Source organism: Mucilaginibacter sp. UYNi724 (assembly GCF_054057495.1).
Genome location: NZ_JBSRZI010000011.1, coordinates 128,983 through 153,443 on the forward strand (window position 1 = coordinate 128,983; position 24,461 = coordinate 153,443).

Here is a 24,461-nt window from a genome sequence, read left to right on the forward strand (position 1 = left end):
TATTACCTGCACGTTTTGATTTTTTTTGTTCTTTTCACCCTGACTTGTTCGAAAGAGTGGGCTTTAAAAAGGGCGGATGTAATGCCGGGAATAGATTACTCCCCCGCGGCACTTCGGGTCTTACCCTCTTTGCGAAGCAGAGAGGGTCGACAAGCGTAGCGATGTCGGGGTGAGTAAAATCGCAAAGCGACGACATTGAAAAAAGTCTGCCCTGTCGGGGGAGATTTAGAGGGCAACAAATTTCCAATCTTCGCCTTACCTTATTATCTTAGTGCAATTATGAAATTAGCACAGCTAACTACTTACCTGGAAAGCCTGGCCCCGCTGGCCTTGCAGGAAGATTATGATAATAGCGGATTGATAGTTGGTCAGCCGGATATGGAGATCAGCCAGGCCCTCATCTCGCTTGATTGTACCGAGGCCGTAGTTGATGAAGCCATTGCCACGGGTTGCGAGGTCATCATCTCGCACCACCCTATAGTGTTTAAAGGGCTTAAAAAGTTCAACAGCAAAACGTATGTGGAGCGCGTGGTGGAAAAAGCCATCCGTAACAACATCGCTATTTACGCTATCCATACCAACCTGGATAATATTATGAGGGGTGTTAACGCCCGCATTTGCGAAACTATTGGTTTAACCAATACCCGCATATTGGCACCCAAACATAACCTGCTTAAAAAACTGGTTACCTATGTGCCCGTTGCGCAGGCCGAGCAGGTGCGTAAAGCATTGTTCCATGCCGGAGCAGGCCATATTGGCGAGTACAGCGAAAGCAGTTTTAACGTAGAAGGTACCGGCACCTTCAAAGGCGGCGAAAATAGCGACCCTTATGTAGGCGAGCCCGGCGTGCGCCACCACGAGGAAGAAATGCGGATAGAGACAGTTTACCCCGCCAACCTGGAGAGCAAGATAATTATGGCGCTGGTTTTAGCGCATCCGTACGAAGAGGTAGCATATGATCTTTATAACTTAACCAACCAGCACCAGCAAATTGGCAGCGGTATGATAGGTGAACTGGAAATACCAATGGACGAAGCTGATTTTTTGGGCGAAGTAAAGGCCGCTATGGACTGCGCGGTTATCAGGCACACGGCGCTTACGGGCAAGCAGGTTAAAAAAGTGGCTGTTTGCGGAGGCTCGGGAGGCTTTTTATTGAAGCATGCAATAGCCGCCGGCGCTGAGGTTTTTATTACTGCCGATTATAAATATCACGAGTTTTTTGATGCTGAGGGAAAAATAGTGATCGCAGACATCGGACATTTTGAAAGTGAGCAATTTACGCAACAATTATTGTGCGAAATTATTCAAGAAAAATTTCTTAACTTTGCCATCCGTTTAACAAAAGTGAATACAAACCCCGTCAAATATTTTATTTAATGGAACAAACCATAGAACAAAAGCTTAAAGCTTTATACGACCTGCAAACCATCCACACCAAAATTGACAAAATACGCCAGGTAAGAGGTGAATTGCCTATGGAAGTTGCTGATTTGGAAGATGATGTTGCCGGCCTTGAAACCCGCATTCAAAAAATTAAAAATGAGCTTGATGATCTTGAGGACGAAATTGTAACCCGCAAGAACCTGATCAAAGACTCTCAGGCGAACATAAAAAAATACGAGACTCAGCTTAACGAGGTTAAAAACAACCGCGAGTATGATGCAATTTCGAAAGAAATTGAGATACAAGGCCTGGATATACAAGTAAGTGAGAAAAAAATTCGTGAGTTTGGTTTTGAGATCTCTTCAAAAACAGCCATCTACGAAAAGGCGCAGGCTGACCTTGATGCCCGCCGCAGCGACCTTGATGCTAAAAAAGATGAGTTAGGCACCATTACCGCCGAAACAGAAAAAGAAGAAAATGAATTAACCGGCCAGGCAGAAAAAGCTACAGCTACTACTGATGAGCGTTTGCTTATTGCTTACAACCGTTTACGTAAAAACGCTAAAAATGGTTTAGCGGTAGTTACTATCCAGCGTGATTCGTGTTCTGGTTGCTTTAACCAGATCCCGCCTCAGCGCCAGTCTGATATCCGTCAACGCAAAAAGATCATCGTTTGCGAGCATTGCGGCCGTATCCTGGTTGATGAGTTAATGGCTCTTGAAGAAGAGAACGTATAATTTGAACCCGTTCATAAACTTATATTTAAAAGGCCCCGTTTACGGGGCCTTTTTTGTTACCCGAAATGCTGTGCGAGGAGCGTAGACACACGGCAACCTCAGCATATCCGTGTGTGTTGTGAGATTGCCACGCTATCGCGTAATGACACGGTTGTAGTTTTTTTCAAATAAAATTCCATTCCCAGCGTTAAGGGTTATCTTTACCACCGAGAAGATTTGAGATATGGGATTACCGCTAAGGATTACTTTTAATGACAAGGATTATGTTTACCAGATAGTAAACAGCCGCCTTATTAACCAAAATACTACTGAACTTGAGCTATTGCTGAACGGCGAAAAGCTGCAACTGATCAAAGAAAACACCATCTGGATTCAAAAAGAAGGCGAAGAACAACTCGATCCTAAATTTGTGCAGGCGCTGGGTAGGTCGGTATCTTTAAGGTTGAGGATGTAATTACGAGTTATAAATAGGTTTGTTTTTTTCTAACCAACCTTTGCGTAGATGGTCACAAGCGTTTCTATGTTGTCGATGGATGCGCGTTCCCAATAAGTTGGGTATGCATTTGGGTCATAATCGAGGTCATTCCATGCCCACCATAAAAGATCGCTTTTAAGCAATACGTTGAAATATCAACCAATATACTATATAATTTATTTTTTTTGCCGGGTCACTATTGTACTCCAATGACGCGCGGTGGCAGAGCTATTGTCCTTTCCCTAAAACAGGCTCGTCTGCTTACCTCCTTTAGGAGTAAATAAACTAAGATCATATCCGGGCATTTCCCGGCCTGCAAGGAAGCGTACGCAAGCCATGCGGTATAATTGGTGTATCGACTGCGCAACGTGGCCCTCGCCGCTCATCCGGCGGCCAAAATCACTATCGTTAAGGTTGCCGCCGTGGCAGGCTTTTATCATATTTAGCACCTTATCTGCCCTGTCGGGGAATGCCTTGTAAATCCAATCGGTAAAGATCTCGGCAATGGCGCCATTAAGCCTAACAATGGTAAAGCCTGCGTCAACCGCGCCACGGTCGGCAGCGGCTTTAATAATGTCGGGGATCTCGTTGCTGTTCAGTCCCGGTATAATAGGCGCAACCATCACCCGGCAAGGGATGCCTTTTTCAGTCAGCTTCTGGATAACAGCCAGGCGGCTCATCCCCGTAACGGTCCGCGGCTCCAGCTTTTGCCTGAGTGTCTCGCTTAGCGTGGTTATAGAAACATTGACGTGAGCAAGCCGCATGCTTGCCAGTTCGCCTAAAATATCCATATCCCGCAGTACAACATTGTTTTTGGTAATGATGCTTACCGGGTGCCGGTATTTTAAGAACACTTCTAACAACCCCCGGGTAATTTTTAGTTTACGTTCTACAGGCTGGTAGCAATCCGTATTGCCCGATAAAATGATAGGTACGGGTTGATAGCCTTTTTTGTTCAAGTATTTTTCGAGCAGTTCGGGCGCATTGCGTTTTATGATGATCTTGCGCTCAAAATCCAGCCCGGCGCTAAAGCCAAAATATTCATGACTGTTGCGGGCGTAGCAGTAAATACAACCATGTTCGCAACCCTGGTATGGGTTTATAGAATGGAAATGACTAAGATCGGGGCTGTTGGAAATGCTGACGATCTTCTTTGGGGTTTCTTCAAAAAGGTGGGTGTGAGTGTTCTCCAGTAACTCTTCGTCCAGCCCTTCTATATGGTCCAGCACATACTTGTTTTTTAAAAACCTGTTGTGGGTGTTTACCTGCGCCCCTCTACCCTTAAAGAATTCATCGTTCTCCGCATGTGACATAAGAACAAATTTGCTAATTATTTTAGCAAATTACAATTCTATCATGTTATTTTTTATGGCGTATCCCCAATACCAATGGTTTTACATTCTCATCAACAGGCGGTACAGTAGCAAAAACGAGTTCAAATCGTACAAGTTTCGGTGAACATGGTAGACCTTGGTAACGATCAAACCACCACTATTACCGGCTCGGGCGAGTATTTATAGTACGCCAATTCACACAAATAGCAACGGCGCATGTTTACACCACATGCGCCGTTTTTTGCAACGTTTACTTTATAAACCCGTATCACGCCTTGCCGATAGGTTTTCATCCCGCCCAAATAAAGCAAGGGTGAACAAAGCATTAAATGCGCTTTATAAAAGCATTACAACCAAGCCGGGAAAAAAGGGCTTAGTAATCCCTTTTGATGCCTATAAAGACAAATTCATCATCCTGTCTGACCAACATAAGGGCGCACGTGATGGTGCGGATATATTCGCCAAGTCGGCTAAGAACTACCTGGCCGCACTTGATAATTATTACAAAGAAGGTTTCATCTACATAAACCTTGGCGATAGCGAAGAGCTTTGGGAAAACCTGTTTGTAACCGTTAAACGCCACAACAAAGCCACTTTTGAAAAAGAAAAACAATTTATACCCGGTGATAGGTTTGTAAAGATTTTTGGTAACCACGATCTGTATTGGGGAAACGACCCGCTGGCCGCTGTTAGCCTATTCCAGATATATGGGCGGGCCATCCGGGTTTATGAAGGGGCCGTATTGCAAACCACAGTAAACAATAAGCCGCTCGAAATTTTTATGACCCACGGCCACCAGGGCGATCTGCAAAGTGATGGCAACTGGTTCAGCAAATGGTTTGTGTCTGATATATGGGGCCCACTACAAGGCTTTTTGCGCATTAACCCCAATACTCCCGCATATAATAATCAGCTAAAAACCGACCATAACCGCATGATGTACGAGTGGAGCAGCCGGCGAAAAAATATGCTGCTGATAACCGGGCATACACATCAACCGGTATTTAGATCGTTAACGCAGCTGGAGATACTTTACATTGGGTTGGATAATGCTAAAAAAACAAAAGACAATGTAAAAACTGCTGAAATTGAAAAGAAAATAACCGCCCTGCACCTGCAGGGTAACACCCAGCCCGATTTTAATGGATATCTCGATACCTATTTTAATACCGGTTGCTGTTGTTTTAATGACGGCGATATCACAGGGATAGAGCTTTCAGATGGGTACATCCGACTCATTAAATGGGCTTACCATAAAAAGGTAAGTGAAAGGCTTGTTTTGGAGGAGTGTAAATTGGAAGGGTTGCATATTTTAAGAGAAGCAGAGTAGCCGGTGCGAGGTGCGCTCTTCGATTCAAGAACTACGCATCTTATTACATCTATCCATCCAACAAAAACACAAACAACTCCTTGGGCCCGTGAGCGCCAAGTACCAATGTTTTCTCGATATCCGCAGTGCGGCTTGGGCCGGTTACGTGGGTTATCATGCTTGGCACGCGGCTGCCGTATTTCTTTTTTAGTAACCTAAATCCATCTTTAAGATCGAGCACCATTTGCGAGGTGTAGGCCAGCACAATATGCACCGGGGGATATATGCTTAACCTGCGGCCTGCAGCATCGCCGTTAGAAAGCAATATGGTGCCGTTGCGGGCAATTAAAGCTTCGCAAAGGGTAAATCCTACTTCTGCTTGCTCAAAGTCTTTATCGGTCTCAAAAAAGGGATATTCGTATGTGTTCAGTATTTCCTGTAATTTAGGTTCCCAGCAGTAAATTTTGTGCCACTTGCGTTCTTCAGCAAGCTCCAAAAGGCTTTCAATAAATTGCACCTCATCTTCACAAAAAACGAACCGGCCGCTAACAGCAGTAAACGCTTCTGCAAATAAAACCTCCAGCATCTCCTCTTTTGGGGGGTACATGGGCAGGTCTTCCAGGTTGGGATATGGATTATCGCGTTTCTCTAAAAGCGCTTTACGTACTTTTTTTAAAAGCTTTTCTTTTGATGTAGTAATATCCCTCATTGGTATTCAAAAGTAACAAGTAGAAAATAAAAAATCGCAAGCCTTATCCACAAATGCGGATAAAAGACTTGCGATCTTAAATATGTAAGCCCTAATTATTTATTTTTCTGAAGATGGCTCTTCGGGCACATCTATCATAGAAAGTTCGGGGTTAATCAGTTTATCGGGGATGGCGTTGTTATCCGGTATAAGTTCCGGTTCGCCGTTAACAAATTTATCATAAGCCGTACGGTGCTCAAACGGCCTTTTGCCCAATATCTCTTCCAGATCTGATTGGAACAGTACCTCTTTTTCCAATAACTTGGCGGCTACGTTTTCAAGCCCCTCGCGGTGCAGGTTCAACAGATCTTTCGTGCGTGCGTAAACAGATTCGATTAGGTTACGTACCTCGGCATCTATCAATTCGGCAGTAGCGTCAGAGTATGGTTTTACAAATTGGTTTTCGCCCTGCGGGTCGTAGAAGGAAAGGTTACCTACCTTTTCGTTCATACCGTATATTTTAACCATGCCGTAAGCAAGGCGGGTAATCCGTTCCAGATCGCTTAAGGCGCCGGTGGTTATTTTGCCAAAAATGATGTCCTCGGCAACCCTGCCACCCATAGATAGTGTCATGTCATCGATCAGTTCTTCTTTGGCAACCAGGAACCGTTCGTTTGGCAGGTATTGCGCATAACCTAACGCGGCAACACCACGCGGAACGATAGATACTTTAACCAATGGATCGGTATGCTCCAGGAACCAGCCTGCAATAGCGTGGCCGGCTTCATGATAGGCAACAACCCGTTTCTCTTCGGGAGAGATAAGCGTATTTTTCTTCTCAAGGCCACCAATAACACGGTCAATAGCATCCTGAAAGTCTTTCATATCAACCGCCTCTTTGTTCTGGCGTGCAGCAATTAACGCGGCTTCGTTACAAACGTTAGCAATCTCAGCACCCGCAAAACCCGGGGTTTGGGCAGATAGTTTTTTTGGATCTACACCTTCGGCCAGTTTAATCGGCTTTAAGTGAACTTTAAAGATCTGCTCACGGCCAATCAGATCCGGTTTATCTATAGATACCTGCCTATCGAAACGTCCCGGGCGCATTAACGCGCTATCCAGTACATCCGGGCGGTTAGTAGCCGCAAGGATAATGATACCGGAATCAGTACCAAAACCATCCATCTCCACCAGCAACTGGTTTAGCGTATTTTCGCGCTCGTCATTGCCTCCCATCATGTTGTTTTTACCACGGGCGCGGCCAATAGCATCAATCTCATCAATAAATATAATACAAGGCGCTTTGTCTTTTGCCTGTTTGAACAAGTCGCGCACACGTGATGCACCAACACCTACAAACATCTCCACGAAGTCGGACCCGGATAACGAGAAGAAAGGCACCTGCGCTTCGCCTGCAACAGCTTTAGCTAACAATGTTTTACCTGTACCCGGCGAACCTACCAGCAAAGCGCCTTTAGGAATTTTACCACCTAGGTTAGTGTATTTTTTAGGGTTTTTAAGGAAATCTACAATTTCCATAACCTCTTGCTTAGCTTCTTCAAGGCCGGCAACATCATTAAAGGTTACCGATACCTGCGCCTCTTTATCAAACAAGGTAGCTTTAGATTTACCTATATTGAAGATCTGGCCGCCTGCGCCACCACCTGCACCACCGCCCATTCGGCGCATAATAAATAACCATACGCCCACAAGCAACACAGCCATTATCACACATTGAAAAAGCCAGCTGTTTAACAGGCTCTCTTTACCTTGCTCAAATTTAACTGCTACCTTATTAGCCTCTGGCACATCTTTTTGTGCTGCCGCTATAGATTGCTTTAAACTTTCGTAAGATGCATCGGTAAAATTGTATTGCGGCTCATTGCCGGATATGCCCAGACTGCGCTTGCTTTTGTTGGCATCGGCATATTCAGATTTGCCTACACTACCTTTTTTAAGGTAAACATCAGCAGTTATAAGGTCGCCGTTTTTGTAGGCCACAATGTGGTCAACATCGTTGTTGCGCAGCATTTGATTGCTTACCCTTTGAAAATCGATCGTTTTGCCGTTATTGCCGCTAATTAAGGTTGGTATAACCAGTATACCAATAATAGCAATGGCGTAAAGCCACATCAAATTAAATTTAGGCGGTTTTGGCGTAATTTTTTTATTCGGCACCTTGCGCAAAGGCTTAGGCGCGTCTGATTTCTTATTATCTTTAATTTCCATTTTTTACAAGCTCAACTGAGCAATAATATAATTTAAAAAGGGCATTGCGTTACCGCGCTTTGTTTAAGCGCTTTTATAGTTTTTAATCTCAGCATCGCCCCATAGGTCTTCAACGCCGTAAAACTCGCGTTTATCCGTTCTGAAGATGTGTATAACAACGTCTACATAATCCAGCAGTATCCACTCGCCATGCTCAAGGCCCTCTTTTCTCCAGGGGTCCTGTTGCATCACTTTATAAATTTCTTCCTCAACACTGTTTGCTATTGATTTTACCTGTGTGGTCGAATCGGCGTGGCAAATTACGAAGTAATCTGCTACCGAACTGTTTAAATTACGGAGATCGAGCCTTACAAGGTCATTACCTTTTTTCTCTTGCATGCCGTGGATGGCAAGTTCAGAAATGTAGGTAGATTCATTTATCACTTTACTTTTTACCATTAAAAAGATTTAGTTTTGAACGATTTTGGGTTTAATAATATTATACGTTGCAAAATAACATATTTTCAGGATTATTTGTTGGACAAAATTTAGTGTCACTAAAAGAAGTTGACTCTACAAACACATTCCTCAAAAATATCTTGTCAAATTCCAAGCCAGTACCCGAGGGAACGGTCATTATGGCAGAAGACCAATTTGCCGGACGCGGGCAGCGGGATAATAAATGGCACGCCCAACCGGGGAAAAACTTAACTTTCAGCATCCTTTTAAACCCAACGTTTTTATCGGCACAGCAGCAGTTTGACCTAACGCGCGCCATTAGTATGGGTGTATATGACGCATTGCACCCCCTATTACGTGACAGCCTGAAGATAAAATGGCCAAATGATATTTATTACGGTGATGCAAAGCTTGGCGGTATGCTGATAGAAAACATATTGCAGGGCAGCCAGATCAAACATTCCATTATAGGTATAGGACTTAACATTAACCAGGAGAATTTCCATCCGGACGCAGTTAACGCAACTTCTATCAAAAAGATATTACAAAGGGATTATGAATTAAAAAATATATTAGCTGAAATTTGCAACAATATAGAAGCATATTACCTGCATCTTAAAGCCGGCCGAATTGAGTTTGTAAGGAATTTATATTTGAGCCGACTATATTGGTTAAACGAACGGCATGCATTTAAGTCGAACGGAGAGATCTTTGAAGGCGTTATAAAAAACGTTGAGCCTGCCGGGATGTTGGTTGTTGACAATAACGGCAAGGACGAGACTTATAACTTAAAGGAAATAGAATTTTTAAATAAATAATGAAAAAAGCGGTTTTAGCCATCGTGATGTTTCTATATGCAATTGGTGCTAAGGCCCAAATGCAAAACCCGGTAAAATGGGCATACGCGGCTAAAAGGATTAGCGCTACCGAAGCGGTTGTATTGTTAAGGGCCACTATTGATAAGGGCTGGCATATATACTCGCAAAAAAGCAGCGCCGCGTTAAAAACAAGTTTCGTGTTTAATCCGTCAAAGGAATATACGCTGGTAGGGAAAACGATGGAACCTAAGGCCATAGTGAAGTTTGAACCGGCCATAAAAGCAAGCCTCAGCTATTTTGAAAATTCAGTTGTGTTTCAGCAGAAGATAAAATTAAGAAGCGCCAATGCAAAAACCGTAACAGGTAAGTTGGAGTATATGGCTTGTAAAACCCAATGCCTACCACCGGAGGAAGTTGAATTTACCATCCCGATAGGGAAATAAAACGAATAATATTAGAATTTTTAAATAAACTATAATGAGAAAAATACTTTTAGCGGTAACCGCATTAATGATAACTTTTGCTGCCAAGGCGCAGGTAGAGTCGCACGTGAGATGGTCATACGCGGCCAAAAAAACAAGCGCGACGGAAGCCGTTGTTTTAATAAAAGCGACTATTGATCAGGGCTGGCACATTTACTCGCAAACCGTAAAGGATGGCGGCCCGGTAAAAACAAGCTTTACCTTTGACGTTTCAAAAGAATACACATTGGTTGGCAAGCCAAGCGAACCAAAACCCATTACCCGTTTCGAGAAAGTGTTTAACATGAATGTTGGCTACTTTGAAAACGCGGTTGTGTTTCAACAAAAAATTAAACTAAAATCGGCCAAGGTTGCTGCTGTTAAGGGTAAACTGGAGTTTATGACCTGTAACGATTCCAAATGTCTTCCACCAGACGAGGTTGCGTTTACTATCCCGTTAGGTAAATAATATTAAGATACGACAAATGAGATCAGCTCCCCTGCGTAGCGCTTTTAAGCATGCGCTTTTACTTTTAGTTATCCTTTTTTCTTTTGTTGCGTTATTGCCGAAACAGGTAAAAGCACAAACCGCCGATACTGTTTCTACAAACGATGTTGAATTTACGGATGTGCCATCGGCCTCTCAGCAGATCATCGCTAACAAGAAAAAGATAGATTCGCTCGCTAAAATAGAGGCCGACTCTGCGAAAGCCGCAGGGGCAAATGCTATATTGAGGGATTCCGCTGCAACTGACTCTTCTGCCAGTCTTTGGCAGTTATTCATTATAGGCTTTTTAGGCGGCTTTGCGGCATTTTTGCTGCCATGTGTTTACCCTATGCTGCCGTTAACAGTAAGCTTTTTTACTAAAAGAGGAGGCACAAGGGCAAATGCTATTTGGCAGTCATGCCTTTACGGGCTATCTATTATATTTATTTATGTAGTATTTGGATTGCTGATCACTATTATTTTTGGCCCTGCGGCACTTAACGGGCTTGCAACCAATGGTATATTCAATTTCTTTTTCTTCTTGATGCTGATCGTATTTGGGGCGTCGTTCTTGGGTGCGTTTGAAATAACATTGCCAAGTTCGTTAGCTAATAAACTGGATGCGAATTCTGATAAGGGCGGTTTGGCCGGGATCTTTTTTATGGCTGCTACCTTAGTAGTAGTATCGTTCTCTTGTACAGGACCGGCTATTGGTGGTGTACTTTCAAGCGCTTTTACAAAAGGCGACAGGCTTGGGCCTGCGGTTGTGATGTTTGGCTTCTCATTAGCAATTGCGCTGCCGTTCACTATATTCGCCATGTTCCCGTCAGCACTTAAAAGCCTGCCAAAATCTGGCGGTTGGTTAAACAGCGTTAAAGTTATTTTGGGTTTTATCGAGATCGCATTCGCTTTAAAATTTCTATCCAACGTGGATTTGGCCTACCACTGGAACTTAATTGACCGTGAGGTTGTTTTGTCGCTCTGGATAGCCATTGGCATTTTAATGAGTTTATACTTGATAGGTAAGATCAAATTCTCGCATGACAGCGATGTGCCATACTTAACGGTAACCCGCACTTTTATTGCCATGGGTATGTTTGCCTTTACCGTGTACATGGTCCCCGGCCTTTGGGGCGCGCCTTTAAAAGCCATCAGTGCTTTATTACCGCCATTGAGCACGCAAGATTTTGATATTACAGGCGGGGGCGCAGCAGCTATTGTAACGCCGGTCAATACATCAAGCATCAAAATAAAAAAATACGAGGAGCTTTTTAAGCGCCTGCCTAAAGTAAAAGGGCTTGATGAATGGTACGACTATGACCAGGCGATACAACTATCAAAAGAATTGCATAAACCCATCCTCATCGACTTTACCGGATGGAACTGCGTTAACTGCCGCGAAATGGAGCAAAATGTATTACCAAACCCGGAAGTGCTTAAGCGCCTGCAGAACGACTTTGTAATTCTGCAAATGGTAATTGATGATAAAACAGAGTTGCCTAAAGCGGAACAGTACACTTCGCCCGTTCAAAAGAAAGAAATAACCACCCTGGGCGGTAAATGGCTTGATCTTGAAATTTCAAAATACAACACCAACGCACAGCCATACTACGTAATTATCAATGAAACAGGGCAATCGCTGGTTAAACCAATTGGCGCAACCGATACTAAATCTTTTATTTCCTATCTCGACAGCGGGATAGCTGCCTATAAAAAGTAGGCGGGTAAAAAAAATTAATGTAAATTCGCGGAACTTTACAAAAACGATGTAGCACGCCTGCATGGCTTTTGTAAAGTTCTTTTTTTACACTTATAAAGCGACAGCGCCCTTTTAAAAATGACGCAGATCAAGAACATTGGAGTTTTTACATCGGGTGGTGATGCACCGGGTATGAACGCCGCCATCAGGGCGGTAGTACGCTCCGCAATCTATTATGGTATTGAAGTTACCGGTATCCGCAGAGGGTACGAGGGGATGATAAATGGCGAATTTTTTGCCATGGACAGGAAATCTGTTTCAAACATCATACAGCGCGGTGGTACTATCCTTAAAACCGCACGCAGCGAACAATTCAGAACGGTTGAAGGCCGTAAACTTGCTTACGATCAGCTAAAAAAACATAGTGTTGATGCCCTTATTGGCATTGGCGGCGACGGTACTTTTACCGGCGCGCATATTTTTGGCGACGAGTACGATTTCCCTATTGTTGGTTTGCCCGGTACTATTGATAATGACCTTTTTGGCACCGATTTCACCATCGGTTACGATACTGCCATTAATACCGTTATTGACGCCGTTGATAAGATCCGCGATACTGCAGAATCTCACGACCGGGTGTTTATTGTTGAGGTAATGGGCCGCGATTCGGGTTTAATTGCCTTACGTACCGGTATTGCATCGGGTGCGGAAGCAATTGTGATCCCTGAGAGCAAAACAAACATTGATGCCCTTTGCGAGCGTTTAGAGCATGGCCGTAAAGATAAATTATCAAAAATTGTTATTGTTGCCGAAGGTGACGATGCCGGTGGCGCATTCGAGATTGGCCGTCATGTAAAAGAGCGTTTCCCACATTACGATACCCGGGTATCTATACTTGGGCACATACAGCGTGGTGGCCGCCCGTCCTGCCAGGACAGGGTATTGGCAAGCCGTGTTGGCGTTGCTGCTGTTGAAGCATTAAAGGCCGGGCACCGTAACGAAATGATAGGCATTATTCACAACGAGATCTCTTATACCCCGTTTGAGCACGCCTGCAAACATAACGTAGAAATTAACCCCAACTTTTTAAAGATAGTAGAGATACTGGCTATATAAGTTAGGATGAGTATAAATCAGAAAGCCCCGCAATTTTGCGGGGCTTTCTGATTGTATTGTGTATTACTCCGCCTTTGGCGTAATATCTACCACTTTTGCTTCGGCTTCTCTTTGGAGCTTTTTAAGCATTTCGGTGCCGATAAGGGCATCTATCATGCCATTGCCGCCACCATTTTGGCCGGTAACCAGAATCTCGGGTACCAATTTGATCCCATTGCTGGCTAAAGCTTCTGCCACGCGTACTATCGCATATTGCTCGGTACCCATAGCTTCGGTTTTTTGTTTGGTTACCTCGGCTTCGGCCAAACCTATGGCCTTTATCTTACCTGCATCAGCTGTACCGTTAACTTCTGTTGCGTTGGCATCCGCCTTGGCATTAATAGTTTTAGCTTCAGCATCTGCTTTAGCAATAATGGTTTTATTTTCGGCATCAGCTTTAGCGTTTATCACCCTCGATTCGGCATCACCACGTGCAGCAGCAACTTTCGAGGCAGCCATTTGAGTATTGATTTCTACCTGTCGGGTCGATTTTACAACCTCTGGCTGCATATCGGCACCAGCTTTGGCACTTTCAAATTCCTTACGCTCTATTTGGGCGCTTTTCTGAATTTCGTAAGTAACGCGTTCCTGTTCTGCTATTTTACGGTCGGTAAGGGTTTTCATTAAAGCTTCCGGTGGCACAATGTCACCAATCAATGTATCTACACCCTCTACATTATAATCGGACAATACTTTGCTGATCTGGGCCCGGGCATCTTCCTGCCTTTGCGACCTGTTGGTCAGGAATTCAATAACACCACTCTTTTGCGCCGAGTTACGAAAGTAGTTGGCAATAGTGGGTTCCAACACTTGCGATACCAGGTTTTTGGTATTACCAAACCTCGCGATCACTTTAGGTGCATCGTTACGCGGAATGTGGATGATCTGCGATACGTCCAGATTGAACGTAAAACCATCAGAAGAACGTACGCTAATGGTACATAGGTTTTTGTCCAGTTCATGGCTTTCGGTACGGCTATTAGCCCAGTTCAATACAATGTTGGTGGTAGGGACTATCTCTACTGTGTGGGTGTAAATATTAACCGGGTGTTTCCCAGGGTCAAGCGGTTCATCCCAAACACCTTTGTCATATTTCTTCACAATGTTACCGTGGGTAAAGCCCACACCACTGGTATCCTTACCTTCGGGGCCAACAAAGGAGTTTACCACCCCTACATATCCAATATGGATGTGCACCATTTCTACCTGTTCAACAATAGCAAACCATGGGTTAAGGTAATAGGTACCGGCCAGGATAACATCCTCCTGCAAACCCTTTTTACCGCCTGCTTTAATAAATGCCATCGGGTCCTGGTAGTTACGGTGCCCGTCTACCGAGCCACCGGCAATTTCACCTTTATCCAAAGGCTCACCATCAAGCGTGGTTACAATACCCACCTTATTTTCGTGGATGCTGGTAGTAGGTACCATCACAATCTCGAACAGGAAAGTGTTGATACGGTAGTTACCCGGTGTTAAGAACGCGGCTTGCGGGCCTTTTTGCCCGTTGTTTTCAAGAAACGCCTGCGAGTCCTGGAATTTATCGCAGTTTACAGGTTTGCCCAGCACTCGGCCAATATCCATTGGCGCGCCGTCTTTGGCTTTTACCAGGCCCAACCTATCTTGCGGCACCACAGTAAAGGCTTCCATGGTAATTACATATTGCCATGGCCACATGCGCCAGTACAACCCCGGGGCAAGTGGTTTTGCCTGCATACCCGCTTCGCCGTCAATAGCGATGATACGGCCATCGGGCAGCCGCTTGCTCCCATAAAGGGTAAATTTTTTAACAACTAAACCAATACGGTCATCAGGCACGATGATCATACCACATAAAACACGCAATACAAATTTGTAAAGCAGAACAGCACCCACCAGCGGAAACACCCACCAGAATTGGATCAATAAGTTTTCAGACATTTTATTTAAGTGATTAATTTAACGGGGCCCTTAAGGTGCGGGCCCCTCACAATAACTTATAGCTTTATGAGACCTTGGCTATATAGTATTATTATGATGCCGGAGGGATTTGCTTGTTACAAAAAAGGGCGGAAATATTTTTGAGCCCATTATTAGCACATTGTTATTAAACTATTTATTACAAGCCTTTTATATATAAATAATAATTTTTACCTTTGCATCCCCGCAGAAAGAACTCCGGGGACAATGTTGAATACATAAAAACAAAAGAATGGCAACTAAAATTAGACTGCAAAGACACGGTAAAAAAGGCAAACCCTTTTATTACATCGTAGTAGCAGATGCCCGTGCTCCAAGAGACGGTCGTTTTATTGAGCGTGTAGGTTCATACAACCCTAACACAAACCCGGCTACAATTGATATCAACTTCGAGAAAACGCTTGAGTGGGTAAACAATGGTGCACAACCAACAGACACTTGCCGTGCAATACTGTCTTACAAAGGCGTATTATACAAAAAACACTTACAAGGTGGTGTTAAAAAAGGCGCTTTAACCGAAGAACAGGCAGAAACTAAATTTGCTGAGTGGTTAGACCAAAAAGATGGTAAAATAACTGGCAAAAAATCAAACCTTAACGCTGCAAAAGACGAAGCCCGTAAATTGGCTTTAATTGCTGAGGCGAAAAAGAAAGAAGATAAAGCTGCAGCTATCGCTGCTAAGAATGCTCCTGTAGCAGAAGAGGTAGTTGAAGAAGAAGCAACTGAGGCACCAGCCGAAGATGCTGCTGATACTGAAACTAAAGCAGAAAGCGCTGAGTAATTATTTGAACGCAGGTTCATAAGCAAATGGCGAAGCAACCCAACGGTTCTTCGCCATTGTTATTTAAACGTATTTATACATGACAAACACGGCAGAATATTTTAGGCTTGGCAGTATTTTAAAAACCAAAGGCCTTAAAGGCGAAATGCAGGTTTATATTGATTTTGAAGATGCAGAGGATATCAAAATAAAATCGTTGTTTATTGATATTGCCGGTAAGCTGGTACCTTACTTTGTAAGCTCTATTAAGTTTTTGCAAAAAAGCCAGGCGTACCTTAACCTGGAAGATGTAGATACTATTGAAAAGGCCGCGATGCTGGTTAAAAAAGACATTTACCTGCCCAACAAAGTAAAGCCTAAAAAGAAGAAGGAAGAGTTTACACTTAAAGATGTGAAAGGCTTTATTGCGGTTGATGAAACCCACGGCGAACTGGGCGAGATTTTGGATGTAGTAGAATATCCGCAACAACTTATCGCATCAGTAAACTATAAAAATAAAGAAGTGCTGTTCCCGCTAAATGTGGATATCATCAAAGGGATAGATATTGAAAGCGGTGAAGTTTACATCGATCTGCCGGAAGGTTTGCTGGATGTTTATTTGAGTGAGTAAGTAACATGTGCGATAATATGAATGAATAAAAGCTTCCTGATATGGGGGCTTTTTATTTTTTAAGCTTAAATTAGCGTATGGTAACAACATTCGCACCCATGCTTATCATCCCCAACGGGTTAAATGACGTAACCTTTTATACTAAAGCCTTCGGCGCGGTCGAATTGCGTCGGTTTGGTAATGATGATGGTACTATCCACGTAGTGGAGTTTGCTATTGATGGGTCAGTTTTTCACCTGCATGAGCAATGGGAAACCAAACTGATAAGCCCTGATAGGGCTGGGGCAAGTACCGTATCGGTAAATATATTTGTTGACGATGTTGACGCGGTAGTCGCGCAGGCTGTCGCTGCGGGAGCGAGGATTACGTCGCCAGTGCAAGATTTTGATTACGGCTACCGCCAGGGCGATATTATAGATCCTTTTGGGCATTGCTGGCAAATACAAAAGAAGATTTAAGAGAGAACCAGGACATTTAGAATCAATACGAAAAAGTCTTGGCTCTTGATTCTTACTCTTGGCTCTAATAAAAGTATCTTTGCCTCATGCGTTTCGATATTATCTCTGTTTTGCCTGCCTTGCTGGAAAGCCCATTTGCTCATTCTATTTTGCAGCGCGCCCAAAAAAAGGGCGTGGCCGAAATTGCGGTGCATAACCTGCGCGATTACTCTACCGCCAAACAGAAAAGCGTTGACGATTACCCCTACGGTGGCGGTAGCGGCATGGTGATGACCATCCAACCCTTTGCAGATTGTATAGAAAAACTTAAAGGCGAGCGCGAATACGACGAGATTATTTTCATGAGCCCCGATGGTGAAACGCTAAACCAGGGCATAGCCAATCAGTTATCCATTAAACAAAACGTAATAATACTTTGTGGCCATTATAAAGGGATCGACCAGCGCATCAGGGACCTCTACGTTACGCGTGAGATCTCGATAGGCGACTATGTGCTATCTGGCGGCGAACTGCCCGCAGCTGTGCTGGTTGATGCAGTGGTTAGGCTGATACCAGGGGTGCTAAATGATGAGACCTCGGCCCTGTCTGATTCTTTCCAAGATGATATGCTGGATGCGCCCGTTTACACCCGCCCCGCCGACTGGAACGGGCATAAAGTACCTGCCATTTTATTGAGCGGCAATACCCCCGAGGTTGAAAAGTGGCGTTTCGAGCAAGCCCTGGAGCGTACCAAACAACGCCGGCCCGATCTGTTGGAGTAAATCGAGGAATGGATTTACTGTTAATTGTTGGATTGCTAACTATTTAATAAACAATTAGATAATCCTATAAACCCATTAGAAACCGCCACCACTTGTGGACAAAATACATTTTGTGGATATTTTTAAAATAGGTTTTTAAAATCCAAAAAATATCCTTATAATTGCACTCCGATTTTTACGGGTTAAAAGTCGCTTTAAGAGCTAAAAATCATGGATTTAGTAAAATTTGTAGAAGAGCAATCAGTAGTTAAAAATACCTTCCCGTCGTTTAAGGCTGGTGACACTGTTAGCGTGCATTATAAGATCAGAGAAGGTAACAAAGAACGTATCCAACTTTACCAGGGTGTTTGTTTACAACGCAACAGCGTTGGTAACAGCGAAACCTTTACAGTACGTAAAGTATCTAACGGTATAGGTGTTGAGCGTATTTTCCCTATCAACTCTCCAAACATCGATAAGATCGAAGTTAACAGCGTTGGTAAAGTACGTCGCGCCAAATTGTTCTACCTGCGTGCCCTTACCGGTAAAGCAGCTCGTATCAAATCAAAAAGGGTTTAATTATCTTTTCGCCGAAAGGCGGATACAATATAAAGCATACAAACCTGCCCGTTATACGGGCGGGTTTTTTTGCGTTGATGTAGATTTAGCAGCAAGGTAAACTTGTTGAGTCATTACCTTGTTGAGGCGATAAGACAGATGTGAATGCGAACGATAGGCTATGAGCAAAAAAAGCCCCGATGCGTTTACACCGGGGGCTTTCTGTATTATCGTTAATTAATTATTTCTTATCGTCTTTCTTAACAGTTGCTTTTGGTTTTGCCGTTGCTTTAGCTACCGGCTTTTTACCTGCGGCAGGTGCGGCTGCTTTAGCTACCGGTGGTTTAGCAGGCTGCTCTTTTTCGAGGTCGTGCTCAATTACCAATGTTTCTTCGCCGTGTGCATCAGATAATGGTGTTTCTACATCTGGGATAAGGGTATTTTCCACAACGTCTGATGTTACTTCGGCAGCTGGTGCAGCACCCGTTAGTTCAGCTAAAATGGTACGGCCGCCTTTAACAACCTGGTTAAGTTCTACATTTATCTTGGTTCCTAAAGGCAGGAACAGATCCACCCTCGAGCCAAATTTGATGAAGCCGAATTGCTGGCCTTGTTCAACTGCATCACCCTCTTTAACGTACCATACAATGCGGCGGGCAAGCGCCCCTGCTATTTGGCGGAACAATACCTGTACGCCTTGGTTATTCTCGGTTACAACAGTTGTGCGTTCGTTTTCGGTTGATGATTTTGGGTGCCATGCCACCAGGTATTTACCGGGGTGGTATTTAAAATATTTTACAACGCCACTAATAGGGTTACGGTTTACGTGCACGTTTACCGGCGACATAAATACCGATAGCTGGATTCTTCTATCCTTCAAAAATTCGGTTTCATCTGCTTCTTCAATTACAACCACTTTACCATCGGCAGGGCACAAAATCTGATTTTCGCTGGTAGTGATAGCAAACTTAGGGTTGCGGAAAAACTGAACGATAGTAACAAACAATAAAAACGACAAGATGTAAACTATCCATTTTACCACATGGGCATCAGGGAAATAAAATGATATAGCAGCATTAAGTAATGCTATAACCAGTATAGTTAAGGCAAGTGATGTATATCCTTCTTTATGAAAAGTCATATATAGGTTAATAAGTTTCTACAAAATTAAACATTTAGAACAAAGTACAAGTATGTATAAACAACCGGGGCAGCCAGCAGTAATCCGTCGAACCTGTCAAGCAAACCTCCATGGCCCGGAAGAATGGTACCGGAGTCCTTTATATTGATGCTGCGTTTAAACATAGATTCTACCAGGTCGCCCAGGGTGCCAAAGCAAGAGATTAAAATACCTACCGATACCCAGTTTTTCCAGCTTAGTTCGGGGTAATAGATGCTGATAATATAACCCACACCCGCGCTGATGACTACACCACCAATAAAACCTTCCCAGGTTTTTTTAGGGGAATGGCGCTCAAATAATTTGGTGCGGCCAATGCTCATGCCTACAAGATAAGCGCCGGTATCGTTTGCCCACAGCATCAGTAAAAATGCCAGCGGGATATGAAAATTGTACGGGCCGCTTACGTATGATAAAGCATGGAAAAATGTAAAGGGCATAATTACAAACGCCATACCCAACAGGGTGTAGCCAATATTAGCAAATGGCGAAACAGATATTTTAAAAAGCTCGTAAATAAACACAATGCTAATGCTAACGGGCAATAGAAACAGCAATATATAACCTATATGCAAGCTATTTACCCCCGCTAATGCCAGCGAGCCGGCGTAGGTAATAAATGCGAAAGCGGCGTAAATTAACGCACCGTTAAGTATCCCCATAGGGATGTTGGGGTTGGCGGTATCCTTTTTAATAAGGGTGTAAAACTCGTAAAGGCAAAAACCGCTCAACAGTAAATAAAAAGCGCCAAATACATTGTGGCCCAATAAAAAGGAGCCTATCATCACTATAATAAAAAAGAAGCCTGTTATGGCGCGTGTTTTCATAAACTTATCTGGTTCAATATCATTATTTCGATAGCATTGCTAAAGTTTTCCTGGTGAACGTAAACTTCTATATCGCCAAATGCCTGGTGAGACGATGCCTGTTTATTAAGCAATACGGCATCTATCTGGTACCCGGTAAGCACCTGTTTCACAATTTCTGACTGATAAAAGTTCGACGAAGTAAAAATTTTAACCCAGTTCTTCTCCATTTAATAGGGGCTTTCGCTTGCCCTGTGCTACTTTTTTGTAAACTATCAGCAAAATTATAATAATTAACGCGCTAAATAGATAGCCTGTGTAACTAAATAGGTGCGCATCATCAAGGTTTACCTTAATTTGCTTTTTTTGATAAAGGTAGGTGCCAATTACCGCGGTTGAATTGTTTAAGAAATGCCCCCATACCGCCGGCCAGATGCTGCCGCTATACGCTACAAAATAACCAAACAGCGCCCCTAACAAGGTACGGGGCAAAAAGCCGTAAAATTCCATGTGGAAAGCGCTGAAAAGTACCGCGGTTACCCAAATAGCGATGTGCGTGTTTTTAGCCCACTTTTCAAATATGGTTTGCAACACCCCGCGAAACATGAATTCTTCGGCTACAGCTGTTAAAAACCCTATTAGTAATACATTTTTTACACAGTCCCAAACCGAATCCATTTTTAAGATAGCTTCTGTAACTCTGCGGGCACTCTCTTCGCTATCCTTCATCCATTGTTCTAACCCGTGGAGCCATTTAGGCAAAACCATTTGTTGGTTTACGTTGCTCAAAACCTCTATAAGTGGCATAGATACCAACATCACAAAAAAAGCAACAACAAACAGCAGCCACGGGAAACGGAAAGTAAGCTTAAGATAACTGTCGGGCGACCTCACAACCCATTTCGCAAAAACTACAGGCGCCAAAAAAATGGGTATAGTGGTAGTAACCACCTGTAAAATATACAAAGCATTTATACTTTGCGGGTGGCTAAAGTTTAACCGTGCTATATCTAACAGTAGGTTTACGCCGTATAATGCGGCTATCATTCCAAAGCCCAAAAGGTTACCGGCTAAAAATATCCCGGCAAAAACAGCTATAAAAAGCAACAGTTGTTTTGCCGGGGATATTTGATTTACAGGGCTTTTCATCATATAGCTTAAATTTCTTAAATTTGCAGGGTTAAATATAAGCATGTCTGTACAAATAGGAAATATTGATTTAGGGGAGTTCCCGTTGTTGCTGGCACCGATGGAGGACGTGAGCGATCCGCCGTTCCGTTATGTATGTAAGCAAAACGGTGCGGATATGATGTACACCGAATTTATTTCGTCTGAAGGATTGATTCGCGATGCCGCTAAAAGCCGCCAAAAACTCGACATATTTGAATACGAACGCCCCATAGGCATACAGATTTTTGGCAGCGACATAGACCACATGCGCGAGGCTACTGAAATAGCATCCCTTGCAGGCCCCGATCTGATGGATATTAATTATGGCTGCCCTGTAAAGCAGGTAGCATGCCGCGGCGCGGGCGCAAGCCTTTTGCAGGATATTGATAGGATGGTAGCGATGACCAAAGCGGTTGTAAATGCTACACACTTACCCGTTACCGTTAAAACACGTTTAGGGTGGGACGATAACACCAGAAATGTTTACGAAGTTGCCGAACGCTTACAGGATGTAGGAATAAAGGCGCTTACCATACATGGCCGTACCCGTTCGCAGATGTACAAAGGCGTTGCCGATTGGACGCTGATACACGATATTAAAAAAAACCCGCGCATCAAGATCCCGATATTTGGGAATGGAGATATCGATTCGCCGGAGAAAGCTGCCGAATGGCGTACGCAATTTGAGGTGGATGGAATGATGATCGGTCGTGCTGCAATTGGTTATCCGTGGATCTTCCGCGAGATAAAGCACTATTTTAAAACCGGCGAACACTTGGATAAACCAACCATTGCCGAGCGTATTGAGGTTTGCAAAACCCACCTCGAAAAATCGATGGAATGGAAGGGGCCACGCACAGGTATTTTTGAGATGCGCCGCCATTACAGCAACTATTTTAAAGGTGTACCCGATTTTAAAGAGTACCGAATGAAACTTGTTACGGCCGCAACCGTAGAAGAAATTATGGATATACTGGACCAGGTAGACAAAAAATATGCTTTTGAAATGGCGTAATATTTGTTTGCATGCTATATATTTGAATTAAAGAGACAATAAAACACATGACCACTATCATAACTGAAGGTGTAAAGGTTTCAGTTGAAACGATTTATCAGCCCGAATATTCAAACCCTATGAATGATCACTTTATGTTTGCCTACAGGGTGAGTATAGAGAATATGGGCAATTATGCCGTACGTTTGGTAAGCCGCCACTGGTACATTTTCGACTCTAACGGCGCCAAGCGCGAAGTAGAGGGCGAAGGTGTAGTTGGGCAGCAACCTATAATTGAGCCGGGCAGCTCTCATGAATATGTAAGCGGTTGCAACCTAAAAACAGATATGGGCAGCATGAAAGGCGAGTACCAGATGGAGCGCCTGTTGGATAACTCTGTATTTAACGTGCAGATTCCCGAGTTTTATTTAATTGCACCTTACAGGTTGAATTAAGACAAGCAAGAGATTAGGATATAAGAACCAAATATTGAGCCCCGACAGAAATGTTGGGGTTTTTTGTGGCTAAAATCAAATATGCCTATGCCAGATAACGTTGGCCGTTGTACCAGCCCCTGTAATAACTATTAAGATAGTCAGGTAGTTACTCTTGTAAATACAAAAGGCTGCCCTAAGGCAGCCTTTCTAAACAACAATCAAACTATTTAGATTATTCTGCCTTTTAAGAAGCTGGCCGGCTATCTTGCGGAGGCATATGCAATACGTTGTAATGCAAAATCAATAGAACGATCAATTGCATTACGCAACCCTATTAACTAACGCTACAGTTAAATTTTATTTATTTTAAGAAGCGCATTGGACTGAGGACGATAGACTACATTTGATTTAATGGATAACCATAATTTTTCCTACTGGGAACGTACCGCGTTTATTGATAATGCCGATGTGATCATTATCGGCAGTGGCATTGTTGGCTTGAGTGCCGCCCTGCATTTAAAAACCCTCGAACCCAATTTAAAAGTGCTGGTTTTAGAGCGGGGATTTTTACCAAGCGGCGCAAGTACAAAAAACGCTGGTTTTGCCTGTTTCGGCACGGTTTCGGAGCAGTTGGAATTGCTTAAGCATACCCCTGAGGAGGAAGTTGCCCGCCTGGCTAACTACAAATGGCGCGGACTGCAACGCCTGCGCCAAAACCTGGGCGATGTTAATATTGACTACCACCAGCACGGTGGTTACGAGTTATTTATGAGTGGTGAAGAAACGCAGGCTGATGAGGCTATAGATAATCTAACCCGATTGAATAAATTATTAAAACCTGCTATTGACGGGAATGATATTTATACCGTTGCAAATGCTAAAATTGCAAGTTTCGGTTTTACGGGGATATCAAGGATGATCTACAATCCATTTGAAGGACAGATCCATACCGGTAAGATGATGCGCGCACTGCTTAATAAGTGCTATCAAAAGGATGTTATGGTATTAAACGGTTGCGAGATTTCGGCCATCCATGATCAAGGCGACCAGATCCATCTAACATCCCCGCAGGGCAATTTTAAGGCGAAAAAGGTTATTATGGCAACTAACGCTTTTGCCAAACAACTTTACCCCGAATTAAAGGTTACCCCCGGCCGTGGGCAGGTATTGGTTACCAAACCTATCAAGAAGTTGAAACTAAAGGGCACTTATCATTTTCAGGAGGGGTATTACTACTTCCGCAATATAGATGGCCGTATACTTTTTGGTGGCGGGCGCAACATTGATTTCGCCGCCGAAGAAACCCCTGAATTTGGCCATACTGATGCTGTAAAGCAAAAACTTACCCAATATCTGAACGAAGTTATCCTCCCCGGCCAAAATGTAGAAATTGATTATTGGTGGAGCGGTATCATGGGTTTTGGCGAAGAGATAAGCCCGATAGTGAAGCAAGTAGAACCCAATATATTTTGCGCCGTGCGCTGCAATGGTATGGGTGTGGCGATGGGTAGTTTGGTAGGAGAGGAAGTGGCAGAGTTAGTACTTAAAGCTTAAT

Annotated in this window: 26 protein-coding genes and 1 pseudogene; 17 read left to right on the plus strand and 10 right to left on the minus strand. The window is 43.5% G+C overall.

Annotated elements, in window-relative coordinates; translation table 11 throughout:
• The first annotated feature begins 279 nt into the window (after window positions 1-279).
• From ACVW0P_RS16210 to ACVW0P_RS16220, 3 genes are all read left to right on the plus strand, one after another.
• Window positions 280-1,377 carry a Nif3-like dinuclear metal center hexameric protein gene (locus ACVW0P_RS16210; protein WP_457133014.1) on the plus strand — a complete coding sequence of 366 codons (1,098 nt, stop codon included), beginning with the start codon at window positions 280-282 and terminating at the stop codon, window positions 1,375-1,377.
• On the plus strand, window positions 1,377-2,120 hold the full coding sequence (locus ACVW0P_RS16215) for a zinc ribbon domain-containing protein (protein WP_354426988.1): 744 nt from the start codon (window positions 1,377-1,379) through the stop codon (window positions 2,118-2,120). Before ACVW0P_RS16210 ends, ACVW0P_RS16215 begins: the two co-directional genes overlap by 1 nt.
• A gap of 223 nt (window positions 2,121-2,343) precedes the next feature.
• Window positions 2,344-2,574, plus strand: a complete 231-nt coding sequence (locus ACVW0P_RS16220; RefSeq protein WP_354426987.1) for a hypothetical protein — start codon at window positions 2,344-2,346, stop codon at window positions 2,572-2,574.
• A 29-nt stretch (window positions 2,575-2,603) separates the two neighbouring features.
• Here the strand turns inward: ACVW0P_RS16220 and ACVW0P_RS16225 are convergent, their stop codons facing one another.
• A complete protein-coding gene (locus ACVW0P_RS16225) occupies window positions 2,604-2,738 on the minus strand; it encodes a hypothetical protein (RefSeq protein ID WP_457133015.1) in 135 nt (44 codons plus the stop codon).
• 99 nt (window positions 2,739-2,837) lie between these two features.
• Window positions 2,838-3,908 carry a PA0069 family radical SAM protein gene (locus ACVW0P_RS16230; protein WP_457133016.1) on the minus strand — a complete coding sequence of 357 codons (1,071 nt, stop codon included), beginning with the start codon at window positions 3,906-3,908 and terminating at the stop codon, window positions 2,838-2,840.
• Between the two features lie 250 nt (window positions 3,909-4,158).
• Between ACVW0P_RS16230 and ACVW0P_RS16235 the strand changes: the two genes are divergently transcribed.
• Window positions 4,159-5,259: a metallophosphoesterase gene (locus tag ACVW0P_RS16235; protein WP_457133017.1), complete on the plus strand. Its 1,101-nt coding sequence runs from the start codon at window positions 4,159-4,161 to the stop codon at window positions 5,257-5,259.
• Between the two features lie 49 nt (window positions 5,260-5,308).
• On the opposite strand, the gene ACVW0P_RS16240 is transcribed toward ACVW0P_RS16235, so the two are convergent.
• From ACVW0P_RS16240 to rsfS, 3 genes are all read right to left on the minus strand, one after another.
• On the minus strand, window positions 5,309-5,947 hold the full coding sequence (locus ACVW0P_RS16240) for a LutC/YkgG family protein (protein ID WP_457133018.1): 639 nt from the start codon (window positions 5,945-5,947) through the stop codon (window positions 5,309-5,311).
• Window positions 5,948-6,046: 99 nt separating this feature from the next.
• Window positions 6,047-8,155 (minus strand): ATP-dependent zinc metalloprotease FtsH, encoded by a 2,109-nt coding sequence (gene ftsH, locus ACVW0P_RS16245; RefSeq protein WP_457133019.1) that lies wholly within the window; start codon window positions 8,153-8,155, stop codon window positions 6,047-6,049.
• A 63-nt stretch (window positions 8,156-8,218) separates the two neighbouring features.
• Window positions 8,219-8,593 (minus strand): ribosome silencing factor, encoded by a 375-nt coding sequence (gene rsfS / locus ACVW0P_RS16250; protein WP_457133020.1) that lies wholly within the window; start codon window positions 8,591-8,593, stop codon window positions 8,219-8,221.
• A gap of 92 nt (window positions 8,594-8,685) precedes the next feature.
• Between rsfS and ACVW0P_RS16255 the strand changes: the two genes are divergently transcribed.
• The 5 genes from ACVW0P_RS16255 (at window position 8,686) to pfkA (ending at window position 13,174) form a co-directional block, all read left to right on the plus strand.
• Window positions 8,686-9,411: a biotin--[acetyl-CoA-carboxylase] ligase gene (locus ACVW0P_RS16255; RefSeq protein ID WP_457133021.1), complete on the plus strand. Its 726-nt coding sequence runs from the start codon at window positions 8,686-8,688 to the stop codon at window positions 9,409-9,411.
• A complete protein-coding gene (locus ACVW0P_RS16260) occupies window positions 9,411-9,854 on the plus strand; it encodes a protein-disulfide reductase DsbD domain-containing protein (RefSeq protein ID WP_457133022.1) in 444 nt (147 codons plus the stop codon). Before ACVW0P_RS16255 ends, ACVW0P_RS16260 begins: the two co-directional genes overlap by 1 nt.
• Window positions 9,855-9,888: 34 nt before the next feature.
• The gene (locus ACVW0P_RS16265; RefSeq protein WP_457133023.1) at window positions 9,889-10,341 is read left to right on the plus strand and encodes a protein-disulfide reductase DsbD domain-containing protein; all 453 of its coding nucleotides are present in this window, start codon (window positions 9,889-9,891) and stop codon (window positions 10,339-10,341) included.
• Between the two features lie 16 nt (window positions 10,342-10,357).
• Window positions 10,358-12,079 (plus strand): protein-disulfide reductase DsbD family protein, encoded by a 1,722-nt coding sequence (locus ACVW0P_RS16270; RefSeq protein ID WP_457133024.1) that lies wholly within the window; start codon window positions 10,358-10,360, stop codon window positions 12,077-12,079.
• Window positions 12,080-12,196: 117 nt separating this feature from the next.
• Window positions 12,197-13,174 carry a 6-phosphofructokinase gene (pfkA, locus tag ACVW0P_RS16275; RefSeq protein WP_457133025.1) on the plus strand — a complete coding sequence of 326 codons (978 nt, stop codon included), beginning with the start codon at window positions 12,197-12,199 and terminating at the stop codon, window positions 13,172-13,174.
• A gap of 63 nt (window positions 13,175-13,237) precedes the next feature.
• Here pfkA and ACVW0P_RS16280 read toward each other — a convergent pair whose 3' ends face one another.
• Window positions 13,238-15,133: an SPFH domain-containing protein gene (locus ACVW0P_RS16280; RefSeq protein ID WP_457133026.1), complete on the minus strand. Its 1,896-nt coding sequence runs from the start codon at window positions 15,131-15,133 to the stop codon at window positions 13,238-13,240.
• Between the two features lie 271 nt (window positions 15,134-15,404).
• On the opposite strand from ACVW0P_RS16280, the gene ACVW0P_RS16285 reads away from it, so the two are divergent.
• The 5 genes from ACVW0P_RS16285 (at window position 15,405) to rplS (ending at window position 18,340) form a co-directional block, all read left to right on the plus strand.
• On the plus strand, window positions 15,405-15,953 hold the full coding sequence (locus ACVW0P_RS16285; protein WP_354426972.1) for a 30S ribosomal protein S16: 549 nt from the start codon (window positions 15,405-15,407) through the stop codon (window positions 15,951-15,953).
• A 79-nt stretch (window positions 15,954-16,032) separates the two neighbouring features.
• Window positions 16,033-16,563 carry a ribosome maturation factor RimM gene (gene rimM, locus ACVW0P_RS16290; protein ID WP_354426971.1) on the plus strand — a complete coding sequence of 177 codons (531 nt, stop codon included), beginning with the start codon at window positions 16,033-16,035 and terminating at the stop codon, window positions 16,561-16,563.
• A gap of 77 nt (window positions 16,564-16,640) precedes the next feature.
• Window positions 16,641-17,021 (plus strand): VOC family protein, encoded by a 381-nt coding sequence (locus tag ACVW0P_RS16295; RefSeq protein ID WP_457133027.1) that lies wholly within the window; start codon window positions 16,641-16,643, stop codon window positions 17,019-17,021.
• 86 nt (window positions 17,022-17,107) lie between these two features.
• Window positions 17,108-17,782, plus strand: coding sequence for a tRNA (guanosine(37)-N1)-methyltransferase TrmD (gene trmD, locus ACVW0P_RS16300; protein WP_457133028.1), 675 nt, complete (start codon window positions 17,108-17,110; stop codon window positions 17,780-17,782).
• A 210-nt stretch (window positions 17,783-17,992) separates the two neighbouring features.
• Entirely contained in the window at window positions 17,993-18,340 is a 348-nt protein-coding gene (gene rplS / locus ACVW0P_RS16305) for a 50S ribosomal protein L19 (protein WP_129877254.1), read from the plus strand.
• A gap of 466 nt (window positions 18,341-18,806) precedes the next feature.
• Here rplS and ACVW0P_RS16310 read toward each other — a convergent pair.
• The 4 genes and pseudogenes from ACVW0P_RS16310 to ACVW0P_RS16325 all read right to left on the minus strand — a co-directional run.
• Window positions 18,807-19,460, minus strand: a pseudogene (locus tag ACVW0P_RS16310) (phosphatidylserine decarboxylase family protein); the annotation flags it as partial.
• A gap of 26 nt (window positions 19,461-19,486) precedes the next feature.
• On the minus strand, window positions 19,487-20,326 hold the full coding sequence (locus tag ACVW0P_RS16315; RefSeq protein ID WP_457133029.1) for a phosphatidate cytidylyltransferase: 840 nt from the start codon (window positions 20,324-20,326) through the stop codon (window positions 19,487-19,489).
• Complete coding sequence (locus ACVW0P_RS16320; protein WP_457133030.1) at window positions 20,323-20,535, minus strand: hypothetical protein; 213 nt, start codon at window positions 20,533-20,535, stop codon at window positions 20,323-20,325. The genes ACVW0P_RS16315 and ACVW0P_RS16320 overlap by 4 nt, the downstream gene beginning before the upstream one ends.
• Window positions 20,516-21,457 carry a CPBP family intramembrane glutamic endopeptidase gene (locus ACVW0P_RS16325; protein ID WP_457133031.1) on the minus strand — a complete coding sequence of 314 codons (942 nt, stop codon included), beginning with the start codon at window positions 21,455-21,457 and terminating at the stop codon, window positions 20,516-20,518. The genes ACVW0P_RS16320 and ACVW0P_RS16325 overlap by 20 nt, the downstream gene beginning before the upstream one ends.
• 40 nt (window positions 21,458-21,497) lie before the next feature.
• Between ACVW0P_RS16325 and dusB the strand changes: the two genes are divergently transcribed.
• The 3 genes from dusB (at window position 21,498) to ACVW0P_RS16340 (ending at window position 24,460) form a co-directional block, all read left to right on the plus strand.
• Window positions 21,498-22,490, plus strand: coding sequence for a tRNA dihydrouridine synthase DusB (gene dusB, locus ACVW0P_RS16330; protein WP_457133032.1), 993 nt, complete (start codon window positions 21,498-21,500; stop codon window positions 22,488-22,490).
• A 47-nt stretch (window positions 22,491-22,537) separates the two neighbouring features.
• Window positions 22,538-22,924 carry a Co2+/Mg2+ efflux protein ApaG gene (apaG, locus tag ACVW0P_RS16335; RefSeq protein WP_252758665.1) on the plus strand — a complete coding sequence of 129 codons (387 nt, stop codon included), beginning with the start codon at window positions 22,538-22,540 and terminating at the stop codon, window positions 22,922-22,924.
• Between the two features lie 393 nt (window positions 22,925-23,317).
• Complete coding sequence (locus ACVW0P_RS16340) at window positions 23,318-24,460, plus strand: NAD(P)/FAD-dependent oxidoreductase (protein ID WP_457133033.1); 1,143 nt, start codon at window positions 23,318-23,320, stop codon at window positions 24,458-24,460.
• Window position 24,461 lies beyond the last annotated feature (1 nt).